The following is a 22,363-nucleotide window of genomic DNA, read 5'->3' on the forward strand; positions in this document are numbered from 1 at the left end:
CATCACTCTTCTGGAAGTTTCCGATCACGCACCAATGCTACGACCGTCAAATCGTCGGTCTGCGGGCCAAGGAGAGCAGGCACAGCCAGCAAACGATCGACAATTGCCGTTGCCGACATCCCATCATCGAGCAGATCATTGATTTGCAGTGGATCCCGTGTCAGCGCAGGCCATGGATCAAGTAGGCCATCACTAAACAAAATCAACGCATCACCGGGATGCAGCTTCGTCTCACCCTGTTGGTACGGTTCGTGGGCAAAGATACCCAACGGCGCACCACGTGGTTCAAGCCGGTCGAAGCGTCCACCATACCGACGAATAAAACCCAGGCCGTGACCGGCATCAACGAAGGCAAGCGAATGGGTGAGCAGATTCAACTGCAAATGACACAAAGTGACAAAGCTACTTGTCCGATCAAGATCGGCATAAAGCGCATTTACCGCATAGCGCATATTCACTTCCGGGGGGGTATCGCGTGCGACCGAACGGATCACAGCGCGAGTAGTGGTCATCAGTAGTGCTGCCGACATCCCCTTCCCCATCACATCACCGAACGTCAGATTGAACAGATGGGGTGCCGGAAAGTGCCAGTCGTAAAAGTCTCCGCCGACCTCACGCGCCGGGATACACCGCGCCGCAATACTGTACCCCGGCAAGCGTGGTATCTGTTGGGGGAGCATTTCAGCTTGAATCTGAGCTGCATGCTTAATTTCAGCTTCCAGTTCACGGCGCTTTTGATCGAGTCGCCGTTGCAACGCCATATTCTCACGTCGCAGCCGCAGGTTCGTCAGGGTACGATCAAGAACGAGCAACAATTCGTGGCGATCAATCGGTTTCCGCAAATAATCGTCGGCGCCGTGCCGGATGGCGTTGACAGCAATCTGCTCGGAACCGAATGCAGTGGTCATAATCACTGCCGGCTCCGGCCCATGCCGACGAATCTGATCAAGCACCTCCAGTCCGCTTATCTCCGGCATGAGAATATCGACCAGCGCGACATCAATATCACCTTCGGCAATACGCTGAAGCGCTCCAGGACCACTCTGCGCGACTTCCACCCGATAGCCAGCCTCAGACAACCAGACCTGTAACAGGCGGCAGATGTCGGGATCGTCATCTACGACCAACACGACCGGCGCCTGACTGAAACGGGGCGCTGGCAACGGCAGAGTATGACGGAGCGGAGCCTGACCGATGGTTCTATCGGCAACAACCACCTGATTACGTCCATTCTGTTTCGCCTGATACAGAGCGGCATCAGCCTTTTCAATCAAAGCACCGGCATCCAGGCCCGTACTCCATTCTGCGACACCGGCAGAGAAGGTCACGCGCAATGGATCACCCTCGCGTTGATGCTCGATGTGGGCAAATCGTTCGCGCAAGCTATTGATCACCATTGCAGCATTACTGGCACGAGTATCAGGCATGACAATCAAGAACTCTTCACCGCCGTAGCGCCCAACGATATCGGTTGCCCGCAACCGCTGGCGTAACAGACGAGCAAGACTCTTTAACACCCGATCACCCACCTGATGACCGTACTGATCATTCACCTGCTTGAAATGGTCAATGTCGATCAATATTACTGACAGGGGTTGCGAAAGACGCTGTGCCCGTGCTATCTCGCGCATCAACAGCTCGTGCGTCACGCTATGGTTGAAGAGACCGGTCAAACTATCACGCACCATCAGGCTACGCATCGTGCGCGCCCGTTGAATCCGCGAACTTACGGCGGCGACCAGATGATCCAGATTGATGGGTTTAGTCAAAAAATCATCACCACCCCGTGCCAGAGCTGCCAACTGCGCCGCTCGATCGGTCTCACCGGAAAGAAAAACAATCGGTATGCTATGATACTCCGGTTGTTGACGAATCACTGCAGCCAGTTCCTGCCCATTACAATCAGGCATATACATATCGAGCAAAATCAGATCAGGTTGCAGTTCAGCCAGCAAATTCGATACCTGCATCGGATCGGTTGTTGGCACAACGTGCATCCCGGCAGTACGCAACGCAAGAGCGTAAACTTCGGCCATCAGGGGTGAATCGTCAACGATGAGCACCGTATACGGCTCACTATGCAATCGTTGGGTCATCTGATCGATGTGATCGATCAGCAGACCAATATCAATGGGACGAGTAAAATAGCCACGTCCACCAGCTCGTACCGCTGCCAGGCGTAAGCTAAAATCGGTGGAACTGGCCGTAAAGATAATTGGCAATCCTTCTCCATACCGATCACGCAAGAGAGCGGCGGTCGTGATCCCACTTTGCGCACCTTCTTGCAGATCAACATCGAGAATAACGAGCTGGGGTTGTTGACGTTCCACGGCGGCCACAACATCGGCGCCACACAAAAAACTCTCGGTCGCATAGCCAAAATATGCGATCTGGCGAGTCAATTCAGCGGTCTCTTCAGCATTACGACCGGCAACGTAGATCAGAATTGCATCATGGACTGCCGGCTCAGCGGTGATAGACACCGACGATTGCAGCGTTCGTTCCCGCAGGCTCGTGAGCAGTCGATCCATCAACGGCACCAGATCAGGCCGTTCACCCATCGGATCGGCAGCGTTCACCCAGGCTTGTAGAGCAACATCAAGCGCACGTGCCGCCTCACTCACCTCCTTCAAGCCAAATGTTGCTCCTGAACCGGCCAGATTGTGCACAATCCGCTGTAACTGCGTCAGATCGCCTGCTGTCAGGATACCAGACTGCCACTGCGACCAGAGAGATTCAATCTGCGCCACCTTATTCGCAAGCTGATCAAGATACTGTTGTTGCAACGCGGCAAAACGAGCGTGCAGGTCGTTGACGTTTGTGCTCATGTTGTACTCCCTCGGCTATAACTTACCTTAGCGATAGCCGAGACCCAGTGACATCATAACATTTCTGTTATCATACCCCATTGAACGTTATTGCACATGGGATGTGATACGACGGTAGCGAAACGCTTAATTACAAAATCCTAACAGAAGTGAAGAGCTGTGCAGTGCCCATTTGGTAATCCCGCTTGTGGTTGGAGGGAGTTTCGGCGATCTCAGAGTTTAGTCACGTTTGCCGATGAACATCGTTCATACCCGCACGACCATCTCCAACTTACCCTTTTTTCTATGGAGCACGGGCTTTCAAACCTCCGTTGTGCGGTACACGGTTAGAAACCATTACCATCGCCCCAGGTTCACTGTAGCGAGGTTAGAATCCCCCACTAACCTTGCGTGACGGGTATGATGAGGAAAAGAGGGATGGGGAGAAGCGAGTTCTCGCTCTACCGCCATCTTCCCCTTCCTCGCCTCTGGTGCGAGCGGAAGGCTAACGCTTTTACGTTCATTTCGCTTGCCGCTTCCCTATATTCTCCGCTGCCGTGCAGAATGAATACTTTGAAAAACCGGTTCCCAACGAGAGGGCAGTGTTCTCACCGTTTGAAGGACGGGCGCGGCGGCGCTGCGCCCCGACCGTGCCACGAGACGGTTCGTGAACCGCCTCACCTGAATCTTCATTCCTGCAACAAGATATTTCGGAAGGCTCTAGGAAGCCAGCCGTTCTACATCAGACACCGTTTATCTTTTTATACATCTTCTTTTCCTACCAGCAAATCCGTTATACATCAATGATTTATTTTGTGCTACACTAGGAATGTGCCGAATATCACACACTGACGAGACAGAGGAGGTTACAGATGAGCTGGCGAGGTTCTGGAAGAAGCAGTTTCCGTTCACGCAGCAGCGGTAATGGCGGTTCTACCTTTTCGGGCGGAAGTGCTGGCGGCCCACCGCTCATTGTGATGATGGGTCTGGCATTTGGCGCAGGTTTGATTATGCTGATCGTGATGATTGCCTCCAATGCAAGCGCAGGTGGCTTTGTCGCTGCTGGCCCACGTCCTACGGCTATCCCACGTCCCACAGCTACCCCTCGCCCGACGCCTGCTCCGGCGGCTGCCCAACCGACGCGGCCTCCAGCAGCTCAAGCAGCAAATGCTCCTGGTGGCTCGAATGTAGTTGATGAGACACCAAACCGCACAATTGAAGTGCGTGCTGATCCAAATGCGTTAGCCTTCGTAGAGAAATCACTCTCTGTACCGGCAAATACTGTTGTGCGGCTTGATTTTATCAACGAGAATAATCTGGGCGTCCAACACAACTGGGTGCTGGTGAATGGCGGCGACGATGTGGCGGAGGCCGTGAATACTGCTGCACAGAATAATGCTGATGGCCTCTTTGTGCCGCCGCCTGATACACCGAATGCGCTGGCTTGGACGGCAATGCTCAATGCCGGTCAGACGGGAAGTGTAACCTTCCGCACACCACCGCCTGGGACGTATCTGTACATTTGTACGTTCCCTGGTCATTATCTGGCCGGGATGAAGGGAACGTTGACGGTGACTCAATAAGTTTAGACCCGTTTCCAAATATTCTTTGCCCGAAGATCAATTGCATTCCACCTTACCCCTTCTACTCCCGTTTGGGAGTGGAAGGGGTTCAGGGTAACCACAAGATTACCAGGTACGCTCACACTGCGCAGCATCTTTGGACAATAGCTTGCCAAGACAAGGTTCCGTTCGTTCACCTTCTGACTCATTTGCGAGCCGGAGGCCCGCGTTCCCAGGTAGCAGCGCGTCAGCGCGTGGTCGAGGCCACTTCCTCCTCCCCGCTTGCGGGGGGGTGATGGGCGGGCCGGAGGCCCGCGTTCCCAGGCAGCAGCGCGTCAGCGCGTGATCGGGGCCACTTCCTCCTACCCGCTTGCGGGGGGGTGATGGGCGGGCCGGAGGCCCGCGCTCCCAGGAGGGTGATAGACGGCTGTTATGTAGCACACTGATGCCGTTTAGGGAAACGATGGCATCATCACCAGATAGGAAGCACCGAATTGCTGTGGGCAGATTTCAAAATACTCTTTACCTCTCGTTCCCCCGCTGTGCCGTACAGAGAATAACACGCTCTTGCTAAATGTGTTCAGGCACGCTCTAATACGGCCATTGTTTCCACATGCGGAGTATGGGGAAACATATCATACCCCCGCACATTGAGGACACGATAACCAGCCTGAAGAAGACGTATATCGGCAACCTGGGTGAGTGGATTACACGAGATATAGATAATCCGTTGTGGCGCGATGCGCAACAGTTCGTTACAAACCTGTGGGCCAAGGCCGGTACGTGGCGGATCGGCGACAACAACTGACAAACTACCGGTCGGCTGTGCTTGCAAATATGCCAGGGTGTCAGCACAAATGGGATTAAAGTTGGTTACGCCATTAGCGAGCGCATTGCGTGCTGCAAAATCGACACTCTCGGCTACTGTTTCCACGCAATCCACACGATCTGCATGTGGCGCCAGATGTAAACCGATCGCGCCCACACCACCATACAGGTCTGCTACCCGCAGCGCTGGTTCGGGTACTGCGGCAGCAACTGCATCGCGAATCAAGCGTGGCGCCAGGTAGATATTGTTCTGAAAAAAGGTATTGGGGCCAATGAAGCAGGTGATGTCACCAATGCGCATCGCTAATTCGGCGGCACCCCAATGCCGACGTCGTTCACCGAACGAGACGTCGGTGAGGGTGTCGTTGATCAACCAGTGAAAACCGATCACACCAGGTTGACTCAGCGCAGTTGTTGCCAGCTCGGCCATTGTCTGTTCCTCACATTGAGCGGTGGTAACCGCCGCCAGCAGTAGTTCGTCATTGGGATTGCGCCGCACCACAATGTAGCGTAAGCAACCAGTATGGGAGCGGATATCGTAATCGGGGATTCCCAGCGTGACGGCGCGTTGCCAGACATGCTGTGCCGCGGTAAAGGCTGGCGGCGGAAGCAAATGACAGGTTGTTAGCTCAACAATGTAATTGAACCGACCACGTGCACGTAGCCCGAAACGTCCTTTCGTCGCCACATAATCCATGCGTGTGCGATAGCCAAACGGATCAGGTGAAGGCACGACGGTCATCTCAGTAAGGACGATGCCACTCGCTGCATACAGCTCGCGCAATACCGCTGCTTTTGCCGCGACCTGATCGGCATATGCTCGATCCTGGAACGCACAACCACCGCACTCCCGCGTATGCGGACAGCGCGGCTCGATGGGGTGACCGGCTAGCGCGTGGTTGATGATAGACTTGTGGAACGTTTTAACAGTAAAAGATGTCATACACCAGTCACGAAGAGAGAACATTAAACCCTATCGAAACGTCCTGTTGTCGGAGTAGAGGTGAAGTGCGCACTGCCCCTATGAGAAGGCAGAGTAGTGATCACGAGATCAGGCTATGCGAATGGTCGGGTGCTGCCCAGCAGTGCCAGCCCTACCCGTCGCGGTGCAGTGCGCTATGTCCATTGGTCGGAATGCACTTATCGGCGCAAAGCGCCGTCTTGTGCCGACAAGCATTCAGACAAGTGCTTATTGTCGTTAGATGGGATCGCTCTCCTCAATTTAAGGTATCCTCAGCATTGTTGCGCTGTGGACGAATAATCGACACTTGAGCTGCCATCCAACGCTGCAATGCTTCTTGGGGTGAGGATGCTACATCGAGTTCTTTCAGATCGATCCCAATGTGCGTTAATGTAAGGGCCACCTGTGATGAAATACCGGTCAGAATCACCTGACAGCCCAGCAGCCGTAGCGCCCGCACCGTTTGGGTCAAAGCATTGGCGACGGCGGTATCAATCACCGGTACACCGGCCACATCGATGATCACCACGTTAACCCGCCGTTCGTACACCAGCTCCAGCAGACGAGACGTGATCTTTCCAGCGCGTCGGCTATCGATACCGCCCACCAGTGGCGCCAGGAGCACGCCATCAGCAATGCGTACCGCCGGGGTTTCGAGCTGGCTTACCAGTTCGAGCAGCTCTTGCTGTCGTTGATTTTGTTCGATTAACTCGCGCTGCTGCTGTTCAATAGCGACAGCCCGTGCTTCACTTTCGGCACGAGCTGCTTCAGCTCGAGCGGCATTGCGTTCAGCCTCGATGCGAGCCGAGTCGAGTGCAAAGCGGGCAGCCGCAAAGGCTGTCACTTGCACCAGATAGCTGGCAAGGATGGGTATGTTGGCGTATATGCCATCTATGATCCCATTTTCAAGCACATCACGGCCAAGCAAGATCAAAAGTATTGCCAACCCAACACCGGCGACCCATTGCGTATTGGTTATAGCGACTGCAAATGCCAGTGGGGTAAAAATCACTATTGTCTCTTGCGTTAGGGGTAGCGCAGCCGCCACGACCAATGTTATGCCGGCTGTGGCAAAGAAACGGGCACCGTCCCAGCCCCGCCAGTAGAGCCAGGTAGCCAGGCCGAAAATAGCCGAAACAACCCACGTCAGGACGATGGTTAAGATCGGATCACCGAAGACGAGATTTAGCAGCCCTCGCACAAAGGTATAAGCCGCCATACCCGCCATGAGAATGAACGCCAACTGTCGTTGAGTAATTTTCACGTAGCCTCCTCACTGTTTTCATCCGAATCGTTGATCGATGATGCGTCGTACCGCGTCAATATCGGGTGGTAGCTCAATTGGCGGATTGGTGTACTGCCCAACCACATCGCGGAGCGTACCTTCATGATATTCTACTTTGAAGCGACTGAATTTCAGGCCATGGGCTGTAGAGATAACTACGACGCGATCACTGCGCTTAATTTCCCCACGTTCCACCAGTTTGATCAATGCGGCAAGAGCGACTCCGGTATGCGGGCAGGCATACGCTCCGGTACGATCAGCACGGGCTGCGGCATCGGCCAGCTCTTGTTCGGTGGCCTGCTCGACGATGCCGTTAAAGCGTTGTAAGATACTGATCGCCCGGTTAATGCTCACCGGGTCACCGATCTGGATGGCACTGGCAGCGGTAGGCTGGGCCTTGATAGGCGCGTATTCCCGAAAGCCGGTTAGGTACGAGCGGTAGAGCGGATTGGCGTTAGCGGCCTGCGCCGTCACAATTCGCGGCAGACGGTCGATCAAGCCGAGTTCGTACATCATCAACAGACCTTTACCCAGAGCAAACGTGTTGCCCAAATTCCCACCAGGAATAATGATCCAGTCTGGCACTTCCCAGTCAAACTGCTGAACGATCTCGATGCCAACGGTTTTTTGCCCTTCAATGCGGAGCGAGTTGAGCGAATTGGCCAGATAGATGCCATTATCAGGATTGGCAGTAATTTCGCGCACGATCCGCATGCAGCCATCAAAATCGGTATCAAGGGCCAACACCAGAGCACCATGGGCTACCGGTTGTACCAATTGGGCAATACTCACTTTCCCTTTCGGCAGGAAAACGATAGTGGGAATACCGGCTGCTGCTCCGTATGCGGCAAGTGCGGCTGAGGTGTCGCCGGTAGAGGCGCAGGCAATCGCCCGGATTGGCTTTCCCTCACTTATCATCTGTTTGACCACGCTCACCAGGACGGTCATGCCGAGATCTTTGAATGAGCCGGTATGCGAATTGCCACACATCTTGATCCAGAGATCTTCCAACCCGATCTCGCGTCCGAAGCGTTCAGCCCAGAAGAGATTGGTACCACCTTCAAACATGCTGACCACGTTGTCGTCAGACACAATCGGGCAGACCCATTCCTTCTTGCCCCAGACGCCACTGCCATACGGCCAGGTTGTGCGCATCCAGCGATCATCGAAGAGTTTTTTCCACTCTTCGGGGCTACGCTGTGCCAGGGCATTCATATCGTGCTGGACTTCCAGCAATCCTCCTGAGCGGCTGTAGTACACGATCTCAGTCAGGGGATACCGCTCCTCCGGATCATCCTGTGCGGCAAACCATGCGCGATAGGTTGTCATCGTCGTGCGCTCCTGCAATCTATTCCAATTCAGCCTGAATACACGCCAGCATCCGTTCGGCTTCAGTTCGCCAGAATCCGGCTGGGGCGAGACGTACATACGTGGTGAGTTCGGGAATGGCAGCCCGATTATGGTGATGAAAGCGGTGGAAGAGACCGCGTTGGAGATACGGCTCTGGCCAGTCGGGTCGCAGGCGGGTTGCCGCTTCGAGATCGCGGATAGCCGCATAGTACTCACCTAACTCACGCCCTCGGATGAGTCCACGCCGGTAGAGCGCTAGCGCGAGATCGGGACACGCCGCTAATGCGCGATCAAATGCCTGCACGGCACGGCGATATACCTCCCGATCAATAGTGCGCAGACCAAGCTGGCAGAGGCCTACACCGTACAGATACCACCAGCCAGCCTGAAGCCGACGCCAGAGCGATGGTTGCGACGATTCACGCATTGTCTTCTCCGTATGAAGCGTCATCAGACGAAACGCGATGCACAAACGTTATCATACCATTGAATGGGCAACATGTGAGCGTGACCGCAGAGGCTATTCAGGGCTTTTCGCGGCGCCTGGAGGGGTACGGAACGCAGGGGGCACGCTGAGATCCGGTTTCTCGTATCAGAATTGGTATAACACCCTGGGTCTGCTATAATTGCTCTTGCATTGTGAGCTGTTTTGGCAGAGACTGCTGTGCAATCAACTCACACTCGCAGATAACGAAATACTGCATCGGCACTTGTTGCCGATGTTAAGGAGGGATTACCAATGCGGCATGTCCGCGCACTGTTGCTCGCTCTCTCATTGTTGGCGCTCGTGATCTCGTGTGGCGGTTATGTTCTTCTCAGTGAATTACGGGCAACCCCAGCAACCACTGGTGAGCCGGTTGAATTCGTTGTTGCACCTGGTGAAACGGCCAACGATATTGCTACCCGGCTAAGTGCCGCCGGTCTGATCCGCCAGCCAATGTTATTCCGCATCCTGGTGCGTTGGCGTGGCCTAGATCAGCAGATTCAAGCCGGTCGCTACGTCCTCAGCCCGACAATGACGATGAGCGACATTTTGATCGTCTTGCAGAGCGGTAAAGTCGTTGATGATATTCAAATTACGATCCCAGAGGGATTACGGCTGGAAGAAATAGCTACCATTATGGCGGCAGCCGGTCTGGTCAGCGAAGAGGAGTTTCTCGCCGTTGCCCGCAACGGTGATCGCTTCCGCGATGACTACTTTTTGCTCAGTAGCCTGCCCTCTGGATCAACGCTGGAAGGGTATCTCTTCCCTGATACTTACCGCTTTGCGCCATCAGCGGACGCCGAGACAATTGTGCGGAAATTGCTTGATCGTTTTGTCGAGCAGTACAGCACCATTGAGCGTTCGGTACGTGTCCCTGGCGTAACTGTGCACCAGATTGTGACGATGGCGTCGATTATTCAGCGTGAAGCAGTATTACTGAGCGAAATGCCCAAAATCAGTGCAGTGTTTTGGAACCGACTGAAGCCACAATTTGCGCCTACCGTCGGTGGTCTACTCGGCGCCGATGCGACAGTGCAATACGCCTTGGGCTACGATCCGGTTGAGGGCACCTGGTGGCAACGCGACTTGACCGTAGAAGAGCTGGCAATTCAAAGTCCGTACAATACCCGCGTTACGCCCGGTCTGCCACCAGGACCAATTGCCGCTCCTGGTCTGGCAGCACTGACTGCGGCTGCTCAACCTGATGAGTCGGCGCCATATCTCTTTTTTGTCGCCAGTTGTGAACGCGATGGTTCACACAAATTTGCAACGACAATCGAAGAATTTCGTGTCTATGAAGCGGAGTGGCTGGCGTGTCAATAACATCAGCAACTATGGCTGAAATTTGGTTGATCGGTGATCCGGTAGCCCATTCGCGTTCGCCAGCAATGCATAATGCTGCCCTGGCTGCGCTGGGCATTGCTGCGCGTTATCGAGCGGTTCAGACAACTACTGCCGAACTGGTCAGTCGCCTTGCCGAATTACGTCAACCAGGATTGCTTGGCGCGAATGTAACGCTCCCGCACAAACAAGCGGTGATGCCGTTGCTCGATGAGATTGAACCGATAGCTGCCAGAATTGGTGCGGTGAATACGATTGTGCGGCTATCTGATGGCCGTTTGTTGGGCACAAATACCGATGCACCAGGGTTGCTGGCCGATCTGGCGGCAGCCCGATGGACACCGACCGGTCAAGAGGTGGTTATCCTGGGAGCATCAGGTGCAGCACGAGCCGCAGCATTTGCGTTGGCTGATGCTGGGGTGAGCAGCCTAACCATTGTGAATCGAAGTCTCATGCGGGCAATTGATCTGGCAGCAGCAATTGCTGCCAATCAGCCAGCGTTGCGTGTTCGTGCACTGGCCCTAGGTGATTCGGCAGTGGACGAGGCAGTCGCCAGTTGTACTCTCTTGATAAACGCGACAGCACTGGGCTGGCGCGACAATGAGACACCCCTTCCCGATCCACCGGTCGGTACGCATTGTCTGGTCTACGACATGGTCTACCGTGAGACGACCCTCTTACGAGCAGCAGCCGCTCGTGGCGCACAAGTACGTGATGGGCGGGGGATGCTGGTAGAACAGGGAGCACTGGCGTTCGAGCGTTGGACAGGGCATCCAGCGCCGCGAGCGTTGATGTGGCAGGCTGCCTTTGGTGTGGAGCACGGGCCATGATGGATGGATTGGTGATTGTGATTGGTCTGGTGCTAGGAAGTTTCCTAAACATCGTCATTATTCGCTTACCGCGTGAGCGACGGTTACTGGGTTGGCCGCGTTGTATTCGTACCGGCCAACCATTGCAATGGTGGCAGTTGTTACCGGTGTTGGGATGGGTACTACAACGTGGCCGGGCCGCCGATGGTCGGTCATTACCCGTCATCTACCCGCTCGTTGAGATTGGCAGTGCGCTCTGGTTGTGGCGGCTCTACGATCTATACGGTTTGGGGCCACTGTTTGCGTATCTGACGTTTGTTGGAGGAATCTTGATTATCACCGGTGTTGTTGACTGGCTCTACCGCTGGATTTATACGGTTGTTATTTTGGGCGGCGCCGTAGTTGCCTTTATTTGGGGGTCATTTGTTGGAGCAGGCTGGCGTGAATTGCTGCTTGGGGGCCTGATCGGTGGTGTTGGCTTCTTTTTTCTGTATCTGCTCGCGTTGATCTTGTTTCCAGGAAAATCAGCACCGTTTGGCCTGGGCGATGTCTATCTTGCAATCTTTATCGGGGCAGCCCTTGGTCTGCGCCATCTTGGGCCAGCATTGTTGTACGGTGTGTTTATGGCCGGGTTTGTGGCTGCTGGTATTTTGCTAGCCCGACGCTTCGGGCGACAGACACCAGAATACCTTCCTTACGGAGCGTATTTATGCCTGGGTGTGTTACTCTACATTGCTCTGGGTGGGTACCAGTTGACATGAGGGTAGATGATGATCGGCTTGATCCCGGCAGCAGGTATGGCTACACGTCTAGGCGCATTACCGTGTAGCAAGGAACTTTTACCGGTCGGTGCTTTTACGACACCGAATGGCTCGCGACCTCGTCCTGTGATCACCTATCTGCTGGCTCAATGGCAGCTTGCCGGTATCGAGCGGGCATTGATTGTGGTACGACCTGGTAAGTGGGATATTCTGAATTATTTGGGTGACGGTACTGCTTTCGGACCACGCCTGGGCTATTTGGTCGTCCACGAACCGTATGGTGCAGCGTATACGCTTGCCGCCGCTCTACCATTCATACAAGGGCAAACGGTTGTCCTCGGTTTACCCGATGTCATTCTGGAGCCAGCAAACGTGTACGCGACCCTTATCGCTCATCATACCACAAGACAACCCGATCTCACGCTCGGTCTCTTTCCCTGCCCAAACCCGCAAACAGCCGATATGGTTGCCTTAGATGTCGATGGCCGTCGAGTAACGGCTATTGTCATTAAACCTGCCCACACCGATTTGCGCTGGACGTGGATGGCTGCGATCTGGTCACCAGCAGTGACAGAAGTTCTGAACGAGGTGGTAGCAGAAGATCGAACCGCTCGTCAGCGTGGTGAGACGCGACCAGAATTGCACATTGGCGCTGTTTTTCAGGCAGCGATCGTGCGCGGTCTGGTCATCGAAGGAGTGACATTTCCACACGGTCAGGCGCTCGACATTGGTACGCCAATAGGCTGGTCACAGGCCTGTCGGTTGATGAGAGCGTAGGCTCAAGACTTCTCAACGTTTTCAACCTAACTGGCACAAAAGAGAGCAGAAGCGTGGGCGGAAGAGGCGAGTTACCGGTCTGAGTCTGGACAATAGCCTCTTCCCGGGTAACTCGCGATCATGTCCATCACTGTCGCGGTAGGGGCGGGTTTGGAACCCGCCCCTGATGGTGTTTTGACAGACCACACAATGGTTTTCAGCCGTGCATCCAGGCGACCGCAAGATCGCGCATCAGCGGAAGCAGGCATGTGATGTTTATCGGTGTTGCTCCGTTTTGAATAGTCTATGTATCAAAAGTCATCCAAAGCTGAGAACTCCGAAAATCCCTTTTCTAAACGCGGCCAGTGCCTTCATGTAATCATTGCTTGCGCTAAAGCGGAAGCTCTCTGCCGAGAACTTGAAGCCACTCGATGATAACTACACAGGTCGGAGATGTCATAACAATCATTTAAAACACATCGGCCACCATAATCGTATGATCACGACCGGGGCCAACCGAGACGATGCCAAGCCGGGCGCCTACCAACTGACAGATTCGTGCGATATACGCCTGGGCTGCCTCCGGGAGATCGGCGAAGCGCCGGACATGGCGGGTCGGTTCTGCCCAACCCGGCAACTCTTCGTAAACCGGCTCGATCTGATCAAAGAGGGCCGTCGTCGTTGGCGGATATTCCAGAATTGCGTCGTTCAACTTATAGCCAGTACAGATTTTAAGCGTCTCTAACCCGTCAAGAACATCGAGTTTCGTAATTGCCAGGGTATCGATTCCATTGACTTGAGCCGCGTAGCGTGTCATGACCGCATCGAACCATCCTACCCGCCGCAAACGACCGGTTGTTGTCCCGACTTCAGCCCAGGGGGTACCGATCTGCCGCAGAACATCGGCAACAGCACCATCAACCTCGGTCGGAAATGGGCCTTCACCAACACGAGTCGTGTATGCCTTGACGACCCCAATCACCGAATTGATGCGCGTTGGCCCAATGCCACTCCCCTGGCAGGCACCGGCTGCTCCGGGCGGCGAAGACGTCACAAAAGGATACGTTCCATGGTCAATATCAAGTAATGCGCCCTGGGCACCCTCAAGCAACACCGGCAAATCCTTCTCTAATGCCCGTTGAATGATGGGATGAACATCAGTAATATGATTCGCTAGTCGTCGTCCATACTCTAAGTAGGTCAGATACGTATCGTGCAACGAAAGTGGGCGCGCATTGTACAAGCGGGTCAACAGACGATTCTTCTCTTCCAGTACCAGGCGTAAGCGGTTGAGCAGAGTCTCTTCGTGCAGTAGATCGCCCATCCGTATCCCTGAACGGCTCATCTTGTCGGCAAAGGCCGGGCCAATTCCACGACCGGTAGTGCCGATCTTTCCCTCACCACGAGCCTCTTCCTGCAACTGGTCAAGCTGAATGTGATAGGGCATAATCACGTGGGCGCGATCACTGACAAACAACTTCGCCGTTGATACGCCACGTGCCTCAAGATCGTCGATCTCTTTGATCAAGACTTCTGGGTTGATCACGACCCCAGGACCGATCACATTGACGATGCCCGGATCAAAGATTCCCGAAGGTACCAGATGCAGCTTGAAGGTGCCGAGATGATTAACAACCGTATGACCGGCATTGTTACCGCCACCATACCGAATAACCAGTCGTGCGCGGGCTGCCAGCAGATCAACCAGATGACCTTTGCCCTCATCACCCCACTGAGCACCGATTAATGCAACAACAGGCATCGTCTCTCTCCTTGTGGTAGCATGCGTAGTATGTCTATTCCTTCAGCTATCCATCTCTGAACCACGATCAGGAACGCAACGCTGCACGCAGACCTGCGAGCGCCTCGTCAACGTGTTCTGGTTGAATGATCAGTGGTGGCAGCAAGCGAATAACATCTTCACCCGCTGTCGCAACCAGGAGACCGTGGCGATGGGCTGCTTCTCGCACGGCACTGGCCGAACCGGCAATCCGAATACCGCGCATCAACCCACGTCCACGCAGTTCAAGCACCTGATCAGAGTGGTCGGCAGCGAAATCGTGTAACGCCTCGTCAAAATAATTACTCACTTGCCGGACATGGTTCAGGAAGTTCGGATCGCTGATTTTGCGGAATACGACTGTCCCAACCGCAGTGGCGAGAGGATTCCCACCGAACGTCGTACCGTGATCGCCAGGATGAATTGTATCGGCCACATGCTGACCCATCAGGACAGCACCAATGGGTAAACCACCGGCCAGCGGCTTCGCGACGGTCATCATGTCAGGCTGCACACCGAGCTGTTCGTGAGCCCAGAGTGTACCGGTACGACCAACACCGCATTGTATTTCGTCAAGCACCAGAAGCGCACCGTACTGATGACAGAGATCACGTACCCCTTGCATGAACGTCGGCTCGGCGGCACGCAAGCCACCTTCACCCTGCACCGGTTCGATAACTACCGCGCAGACATCATGCCCCATCACTTCTGCCAGCGAGGCCAGATCATTGTAGCGAGCAAAGCGCACGCCAGGCATCACCGGCATAAAAGGTTCACGGTATTTTTCGCGAGCCGTAATCGCCACCGCCCCCATTGTACGACCGTGGAAGCTGCCATCGAAGGCGACAATGGTCGTTTTACCTTCACCGAAATGGGCACGCGCATAGCGACGCGAGAATTTGATCGCCCCTTCGATGGCTTCCGCACCACTGTTGCAAAAGAAGGCCTTAGCAAAGGCCGGACTGCTCTGCACCAGCAGTTTCGCCAGCTCAATGGCCGGTCGTGTGTGGTAAAGGTTGGAAACATGGATCAGTCGTTCAGCCTGGGCATTGATCGCCTCAAGTACATCACGATCACCATAACCAAGCGCATTCACGGCGATTCCGGCCACAAAATCGAGGTAGCGACGACCTTCGCTATCGTAGAGATAGACACCCTCGCCGCGTTCGATAACGAAATTGGCCCGTACATAGCTCTGCAAGAGGTACTCGTGATCGGCCTGAATAATATCTGCGGCGCGCTCGCCGGTCATAGTCTGTCCTTTCCGTTCTAGTTCATGAGAACGCACAGCGCAATTATACCACCGGCAGCCGTTTGCAGGTATGTTCCTTGGGCTTTTGATCAGGCGCTACGATGGTATCCAAATGATTTTACCGGCTCTCTGCGATGGGGAACGTCAGCGAGACGACGTACAATAGTGGGGCTTTCAACGTGTTCGGTGGCTGTGCCACAGCACATGCCTGGTACCTGCTCATCTTCCCCCTGAGCCGTCACTCGCTGCTTGCGGAAGGGGAAGTGGAATGGAAAAGAACCTGGAACCCTCTCGCAATAGTCGCATGTGCTCCGAGTTTTTGATCAGGGTCTTATGGAAGATCAAAGGAAGTCCTATTCGGGAATCACCCCGTGGTACTATAGACGCCAGGCAAGGTTTCGGCTACGATACTATGTAGTGATCGTATTCTATATGCAATGAGGATTGCCGTGACAGCCATTATCCTCCAAACCCCGCCTGCCGATCCACTCAACCAGATCATTACGCTGCTCGAGCAATTACGGAACCGATTGCCATTCGCTGAAGAGGAATTAGCGTATCACACTCAACTGCGGGCGATGGTGGCCGAACAGCAAGAACAAAGCGCAGCAGCATTAGCTGCATGGCGGACAGCGCTGGCAAGACGTTGGGAATGCGAGGTGCAAGCTCAACGCCTCTACACCCATGTGCGCCAGCAGGTGATTGACGCTGTTGGCACCGATGCACCATGTTGGCAGCTCGTGGAAGAATCGCCAGCCGACGGTGCCTGGATGGCAACCGATCTGCTGAACAATCTACGTCGGCTGGCAATCGTTGTCGATCTGATCCAACCTGCACTACCGTCTCACAAGGCTATTCAGGCAGAGTTGCAGACGATGGCAGCGCGGTTGGCGCACGCAATTCAAGAGACAGAACGGTGCGAGGAAGAGCGTCGCAGAGTACAGGCCGAGCAGCGAATGCTGAACGAGCTGTGTCAACGGTCGTACCGGCGCACACGCCAACGAATTGTCACCCATTTAGGCGGATAAACAACACCTCTTGTGCTACGCCGTGGGCACTTCTGGTGCCAGGCGGGCCAGTTCACGGCGTAACTGATTGATACGGGCAATGGTATTGCGCTGATCACCCACACCGTTAATGTAGTGATGTTTTTTGTGCGCTAATTCGGCGCATGCTTCGTAAAAGCGGCTGGCTGCTTTGCTGCGTATTCGGTTGCGGAGCTGACCGCTAAACGATTTCGCGGCAACGTAATGAGCCGGTGAGATGATGCCAGCCGCTACCTCCTCGGCCAGATACGTCGCGATATATTGCTGTTCTCGCCGAATCTCCCAAATGACCAGCCCCAAGACGACAATCCAGGATGACCAGTCAACCAGCAAGGTCAGACCAAGACCGGTCAGACCAAATTCACCGGCCAGGAAGACAGCCATCGTGTTGTGAAGAGCATGTAAGCAAATCGCTAATAGCCATCCGGCAAAGGGAGCGATGAAGCGGATCAGTGGGTTGGGATGGAGCCGAGACATAGCCAGGCCAAGCCCGATCCAGGCTGTGTAGACAGCGTGCCCCCAGCCACCCAAAATGACGCGCAGGATGAAGAGTGAGATCAGCCCGCCAACACCATTTTCACTGTAACCAAAGAAATAGAGATACAGCAGATTTTCGGTAGCGGCGAAACCCAGCGCAGTAATCGCAGCATAGAGCATGCCGTCGAGTCGCGAGTCAAACTCTTCGGGAAAGGCGAGCATAATGATTACTACGGCAATCCCCTTGAGACTTTCTTCGACTAGCGGTGCTAAGAGCGTTGTGCCCGCTATTTCGGCAGAAGCCTCGCCAATAAAGATGGCCAGTGAGGCCTGTGCCAGACCCGTCCAGACAATTGCGCCAAGTGTTGCCACAAATGCGCCCCACAGAAAGGCGCCAAACAGCAGAAGACGTGGCTCCTTCTCGAAGCGGTCGAGCCAGTAGGCAATCGCAGCGTACATAAAAGCCGGTACAAAGCTGAGGATTGCCGCAGCGATAAACCCGATCATATCACGCCCTTTGTACTCGGTACCGTCCCACCCAGACGCGGATCGATACGGGTAGCAGCATCAAGTGCACGTCCACATGCCTTAAACAACGCCTCGATCTTGTGATGATCATTGCGCCCGTACAGTACCTGTGCGTGCAGATTGAGACGACCGTTGAAAGCAATACTCTCAAACAGGTGAGCGATCAGATCGGTTCCTAACTGCCCCACACGCGGGGTCGCAAAATCGGCCTGCACGACACAGTAGGGGCGTCCCCCCAGATCAACGGCAACCAGGGCCAGGGCTTCATCCATTGGCACAAAGCTATGGGCAGTACGGACAATCCCGGCCCGCTCGGCCAGCGCCTGATCGATTGCGCGTCCCAGACAGATACACACATCTTCCGCCGTGTGATGTTCATCAACCTGAAGATCACCCTGCGCACGGACGGTAAGGTCAAAGAGACCGTGACGTGCCCACAGGGTAAGCATATGATCGAGAAATCCGATCCCGGTCTGTACATCAGCGTATCCACTACCGTCGATGGTAAGCGACAGTACAATACTCGTTTCGCCGGTGGTGCGCTCGATGGTTGCCCGCCGAACCCTATTCACTGCGCTGCTGACTTCGCTCACTGCTAAATCCCTCCGGATAACGACGACGTAATTTTTCGATATTAGCCGCCATGACTGCGCCAAGCGAAGCATCAAGCGCATCGCAGGCCAGCGCGGCGTACCAGAGAATATCACCTACCTCTTTCAACAGTTCTTCGCGCTCTAGAGGGTGACCGTGGAAGAGGTGTTTTTTGACCGTGTCAGCAAACTCACCGGCTTCACCGCTCAGGCCGAGTGCTGCATTGATCAAACGTTCACGAGCATCCAAACCGGCAGCCAAAGTACGCAGGGCCAGTTGTTGATATTGATCGGCGTTCATACCTGTTCCTCGCCTGAGATAAGCGCCAACAGCTCAGGTAAGACGTGTCGATTACTCCCGATACCTTCTTGATTGTAAATGGTTGGTGTGCCCTGCCAGTCGGTGTACGTCCCGCCAGCTTCAGTCAAGATCGGCAACAGTGCTGCAGCATCCCAGACGTTCATTGCCGGATCAAGGGCAACCTCGGCCCGACCGGTTGCGACCAACACATAGCCATAACAATCGCCCCAAGTACGGAAGAGCGCAGCACGGGCCAGAATACGCTGGAAAGCAGCCGCCTTTGCGTATCGCTCGTAGTCGTGAGCGGTGGTTCCAACGACCAGACTCTCGCGGAGGGTTGAAATGGACGAGACACGGCAGGGCTGATTGTTCCAAAAGCAGCCAAGACCTTGAGCAGCCGCAACCGTTTCGGCGAGCGCCGGCAGATGGATCACGCCAAGGACCGGCTCACCTTCGCGCAACAGGCCGATCAACACCCCGTAGAGCGGCACACCACGCACAAAGCTCTTAGTACCATCAATGGGATCAAGCACCCAACGGTAGGTTGCATGTTCGCTCCCACTCAGACCGTCTTCCTCACCGAGTACTGCATGATCGGGGTATGATGCCTGGATCATGGCCCGCAAATGGCGTTCGGCAGCGCGATCAGCGATGGTCACCGGCGATTCATCCACTTTACGCTCAACCGTGACCCCCCGTTGAAAATACTGAAGCGTGATCCGACCGGCTTCGTAAGCAATCTGGCGGGCAAAATCAAGCATTTTTTCAAGCGATGTACTCATTGGATCACCTCAGCCAGGGTTGCGAGTAGCACATCGGTCTGAGCTGGCGTACCGACACTAATCCGAATATAGCCGTTCAACAGTGGTGTCTGGTAATGCCGTACTAACACTCCACGTCGTTCGAGCGCCAATTTTAGCTGACGGGCATCACGCCCTTCGACGCGACAGAGAATAAAGTTCGCCAGACTGGGGAAGGGGGTCAGGTACGAAAATGTCTGGAGGCGGGCAAAGAGACGCTCGCGTTCGGCGACAATCGCCTGTACTCGCTGACGCAACTCGTCAGCGACAGCGAGCGAGGCAACTGCTGCCGCCTGCGCCGCAACTGATACGTTGTACGGCTGTTTGATCTTCCAAAGCTGCTCGCTCAACCAACGCGGAAAAAGCCCATAGCCAACCCGTAACCCAGCCAATCCGGCCCACTTACTGAAGGTGCGCAGAATCGCCAGATTTGGGTAGTAATCGAGCAGATCACTCGCACCGACCGGTGCGCGACCCGGTTCGGCGAATTCAATGTAGGCTTCATCAACAACGACCAGCAGGGGTAATTCGAGAATCTGCAACAATTCGTCACGTGGCAATGGGTTACCGGTCGGATTATTGGGTGAAGTGAGAAAAATGGCTTTCGCGCCCTGCGCCGCAGCCTGAACAATCGCCGGTAGATCGAGACTGAAATCGGCGCGACGTGGAACACTGATCACCCGACCCCCACAAATACCGGCATCAAACCGGTACATCCCAAAAGTGGGTGGACAATCGATAATGGCATCACCGGGATTGATGATCAGGCGTAAGACCAGATCAATCAGTTCATCGGCGCCGGCGCCACAGATAATTTCATCGGGTGAGCGCCCCGTATACGCAGCCAGTGCAGTGCGTAACGCTGTTTGTTCGGGGTCAGGGTAAATATGGTACGTTGTTGTCGTTTGTAAGGCAGCCAATGCCGCCGGTGCGGGGCCATACGGATTTTCGTTTGCGTCGAGTTTCACGATCTGCTCAACCGGCAGACCGAGACGGGCAGCTAATACCTCGAGCGGCACAATTGGCGTATACGCCTCGAGGTCAGCGATCTCAGGACGAACAAGATGGGGCATAACGGACATCATAGCAACTCCGTGGCGGCAAGACAGAGCACACCAGAGTGTATGATACCATAGGCGCAACGGGGCGTGGTATAATTCAAACCTTGAACAGTTGAATGACAGGGAGGGAAGTGATGACCCCACGAGCATTAGATCGGCGCGCAGCGTTGCGAGCCGAATTGCTCGGTCTCGTGCGAGAGCATGTGCCCGATGACGCAATAGAAGCGCAAATTGAAGCATTACTGGCTGAAGTGCTGGCTGATGAACCGGTTGCTGACCCACAGCCGGTCGTAGCTGACCATCTCCCTCCCGATCAGCGGATTGTCGTTACCGGTATGGGGGTCATCTCGCCGTTCGGTGTCGGGATTGAACCATTTTGGTCTGGTCTGGCAGCCGGAAGAAGCGCCATTGGACGGATTACCTTCTTTGATCCGAGTGACTACCCCTGTCAGTTGGCCGGTCAAGTCAACGACTTCCAACCCCAGATGTTTATCGAGGCCAAAGAGGCCCGCCGGATGTCACGGGCTGGCCAGATGGCTGTTGCCGCAGCACGGATGGCCGTCGAACACGCTCGTCTCCCGCTCGAACGAATGGCCCGTGATGAGATCGGGGTCTTGATCGCTAGCGGGACGACCTCGATGCCAGACGTTGAACAGGCAATGATCACGTTAGTTCAGCGTGGTGGCATGAAAATCAGCCCCTTCTTCATTCCGGCAGCGTTGCCGAATATGCCCTCCAGTCAGGTCGCAATTCAATTAGGTCTGCGCGGTTACACCACAGCGATCTGTACGGCCTGTGCAGCCGGTGCTCAGGCAATTGGTGAGGCCGCCGAGGTGATTCGCCGTGGAGATGCTGAAATTATGCTGGCCGGTGGTACCGAAGCACCGATCACCGAACTTAGTCTGGCAGCATTTTGCGTGTTACGAGCACTCAGTACACGTAGCAACCACGAACCCACCCGAGCGTCTCGACCATTCGACGCACTCCGTGATGGGTTTATCCCCGGTGAAGGAGCGGCTGTATTAGTACTGGAACGGTTAAGTAGCGCACAACGACGTGGAGCGCCCATTCTGGCCGAATTGATCGGGTACGGTGTCTCGGCTGATGCTTATCACGTGACTGCACCTGACCCCGATGGCGAGGGGGCGGCTATGGCGATGCGACGAGCATTACAACAAGCACGTCTAGCGCCACAGCAGGTCGATTACATTAATGCCCATGCCACCAGTACGCCAGCCGGCGATATTGCCGAAACTCGTGCGATCAAAAAGGTATTCGGTGAGTATGCCTATAGTGTCCCCATAAGCTCAATTAAATCGATGATTGGTCACCTTACCGGCGCTGCCGGCGCAGTGGAAGCAGCAGCAACTATTCTGACCCTTCACCACGGCTTGATCCCACCAACGATTAATCTCGAACATCCAGACCCCGAATGCGATCTCGATTATGTTCCGAATATCGCACGTCAGGCGGAGTTACAGGTCGCTATTTCTAATTCGTTCGGATTCGGCGGCGTGAATGCCGTCCTGGCCTTTCGCAAAATGTCATAATCAGGTACACTAAACAACAACAGGCCATCACCCC

The 22,363-nt window shown here is 54.8% G+C and carries 19 protein-coding genes; 7 read left to right on the forward strand and 12 right to left on the reverse strand.

The features are described 5' to 3' along the window. Positions 1-2 precede the first annotated feature (2 nt). Complete coding sequence (locus tag QTO31_RS00870; protein WP_301427798.1) at positions 3-2,828, reverse strand: response regulator; 2,826 nt, start codon at positions 2,826-2,828, stop codon at positions 3-5. A gap of 851 nt (positions 2,829-3,679) precedes the next feature. Here QTO31_RS00870 and QTO31_RS00875 point away from each other — a divergent pair. Continuing rightward, the gene (locus QTO31_RS00875) at positions 3,680-4,390 is read left to right on the forward strand and encodes a plastocyanin/azurin family copper-binding protein (RefSeq protein WP_301427799.1); all 711 of its coding nucleotides are present in this window, start codon (positions 3,680-3,682) and stop codon (positions 4,388-4,390) included. A 559-nt stretch (positions 4,391-4,949) separates the two neighbouring features. Here QTO31_RS00875 and rlmD read toward each other — a convergent pair. From rlmD to QTO31_RS00895, 4 genes are all read right to left on the reverse strand, one after another. Continuing rightward, a complete protein-coding gene (gene rlmD / locus QTO31_RS00880; RefSeq protein WP_301427800.1) occupies positions 4,950-6,140 on the reverse strand; it encodes a 23S rRNA (uracil(1939)-C(5))-methyltransferase RlmD in 1,191 nt (396 codons plus the stop codon). Positions 6,141-6,414: 274 nt separating this feature from the next. After that, the gene (locus QTO31_RS00885) at positions 6,415-7,422 is read right to left on the reverse strand and encodes an STAS domain-containing protein (protein WP_301427801.1); all 1,008 of its coding nucleotides are present in this window, start codon (positions 7,420-7,422) and stop codon (positions 6,415-6,417) included. Positions 7,423-7,440: 18 nt separating this feature from the next. After that, the gene (thrC, locus tag QTO31_RS00890) at positions 7,441-8,772 is read right to left on the reverse strand and encodes a threonine synthase (RefSeq protein WP_044231803.1); all 1,332 of its coding nucleotides are present in this window, start codon (positions 8,770-8,772) and stop codon (positions 7,441-7,443) included. Positions 8,773-8,791: 19 nt separating this feature from the next. Continuing rightward, complete coding sequence (locus QTO31_RS00895) at positions 8,792-9,220, reverse strand: hypothetical protein (protein WP_301427802.1); 429 nt, start codon at positions 9,218-9,220, stop codon at positions 8,792-8,794. A gap of 312 nt (positions 9,221-9,532) precedes the next feature. Between QTO31_RS00895 and mltG the strand changes: the two genes are divergently transcribed. The 4 genes from mltG to QTO31_RS00915 are packed head-to-tail and all read left to right on the forward strand — an operon-like array spanning position 9,533 to position 12,965. After that, positions 9,533-10,600 carry an endolytic transglycosylase MltG gene (gene mltG / locus QTO31_RS00900; RefSeq protein ID WP_301427803.1) on the forward strand — a complete coding sequence of 356 codons (1,068 nt, stop codon included), beginning with the start codon at positions 9,533-9,535 and terminating at the stop codon, positions 10,598-10,600. 11 nt (positions 10,601-10,611) lie between these two features. Further along, positions 10,612-11,448 (forward strand): shikimate dehydrogenase, encoded by an 837-nt coding sequence (gene aroE, locus QTO31_RS00905; RefSeq protein WP_301427804.1) that lies wholly within the window; start codon positions 10,612-10,614, stop codon positions 11,446-11,448. Then, positions 11,445-12,188 carry a prepilin peptidase gene (locus tag QTO31_RS00910; protein ID WP_031460133.1) on the forward strand — a complete coding sequence of 248 codons (744 nt, stop codon included), beginning with the start codon at positions 11,445-11,447 and terminating at the stop codon, positions 12,186-12,188. The genes aroE and QTO31_RS00910 overlap by 4 nt, the downstream gene beginning before the upstream one ends. Positions 12,189-12,194: 6 nt before the next feature. Next, the gene (locus tag QTO31_RS00915; protein WP_301427805.1) at positions 12,195-12,965 is read left to right on the forward strand and encodes an NDP-sugar synthase; all 771 of its coding nucleotides are present in this window, start codon (positions 12,195-12,197) and stop codon (positions 12,963-12,965) included. 448 nt (positions 12,966-13,413) lie between these two features. Here QTO31_RS00915 and QTO31_RS00920 read toward each other — a convergent pair whose 3' ends face one another. Beyond that, on the reverse strand, positions 13,414-14,706 hold the full coding sequence (locus QTO31_RS00920; RefSeq protein WP_031460131.1) for an adenylosuccinate synthase: 1,293 nt from the start codon (positions 14,704-14,706) through the stop codon (positions 13,414-13,416). Positions 14,707-14,773: 67 nt separating this feature from the next. Then, positions 14,774-15,976, reverse strand: a complete 1,203-nt coding sequence (locus QTO31_RS00925; RefSeq protein ID WP_031460130.1) for an aspartate aminotransferase family protein — start codon at positions 15,974-15,976, stop codon at positions 14,774-14,776. 449 nt (positions 15,977-16,425) lie between these two features. Here QTO31_RS00925 and QTO31_RS00930 point away from each other — a divergent pair, with 449 nt between their 5' ends. Then, a complete protein-coding gene (locus QTO31_RS00930) occupies positions 16,426-17,004 on the forward strand; it encodes a hypothetical protein (RefSeq protein WP_301427806.1) in 579 nt (192 codons plus the stop codon). A gap of 15 nt (positions 17,005-17,019) precedes the next feature. On the opposite strand, the gene QTO31_RS00935 is transcribed toward QTO31_RS00930, so the two are convergent. From QTO31_RS00935 to hisC, 5 genes are read right to left on the reverse strand one after another with little or no spacing between them, the layout of a single operon-like run. After that, a complete protein-coding gene (locus QTO31_RS00935; RefSeq protein WP_301427807.1) occupies positions 17,020-18,006 on the reverse strand; it encodes a PrsW family intramembrane metalloprotease in 987 nt (328 codons plus the stop codon). Continuing rightward, positions 18,003-18,620, reverse strand: a complete 618-nt coding sequence (gene hisB, locus QTO31_RS00940; protein ID WP_301427808.1) for an imidazoleglycerol-phosphate dehydratase HisB — start codon at positions 18,618-18,620, stop codon at positions 18,003-18,005. The genes QTO31_RS00935 and hisB overlap by 4 nt, the downstream gene beginning before the upstream one ends. After that, on the reverse strand, positions 18,592-18,918 hold the full coding sequence (locus QTO31_RS00945; RefSeq protein ID WP_031460126.1) for a nucleoside triphosphate pyrophosphohydrolase family protein: 327 nt from the start codon (positions 18,916-18,918) through the stop codon (positions 18,592-18,594). The genes hisB and QTO31_RS00945 overlap by 29 nt, the downstream gene beginning before the upstream one ends. Continuing rightward, positions 18,915-19,700 (reverse strand): histidinol-phosphatase, encoded by a 786-nt coding sequence (gene hisN / locus QTO31_RS00950; protein WP_301427809.1) that lies wholly within the window; start codon positions 19,698-19,700, stop codon positions 18,915-18,917. Before hisN ends, QTO31_RS00945 begins: the two co-directional genes overlap by 4 nt. Continuing rightward, on the reverse strand, positions 19,697-20,803 hold the full coding sequence (gene hisC / locus QTO31_RS00955) for a histidinol-phosphate transaminase (RefSeq protein WP_031460124.1): 1,107 nt from the start codon (positions 20,801-20,803) through the stop codon (positions 19,697-19,699). The genes hisN and hisC overlap by 4 nt, the downstream gene beginning before the upstream one ends. Before the next feature lie 110 nt (positions 20,804-20,913). Between hisC and fabF the strand changes: the two genes are divergently transcribed. Beyond that, positions 20,914-22,329 carry a beta-ketoacyl-ACP synthase II gene (gene fabF / locus QTO31_RS00960; RefSeq protein WP_301427810.1) on the forward strand — a complete coding sequence of 472 codons (1,416 nt, stop codon included), beginning with the start codon at positions 20,914-20,916 and terminating at the stop codon, positions 22,327-22,329. The last annotated feature ends 34 nt before the right edge of the window (positions 22,330-22,363 follow it).

This window comes from Chloroflexus sp. MS-CIW-1 (assembly GCF_030444705.1).
Lineage (GTDB): Bacteria > Chloroflexota > Chloroflexia > Chloroflexales > Chloroflexaceae > Chloroflexus.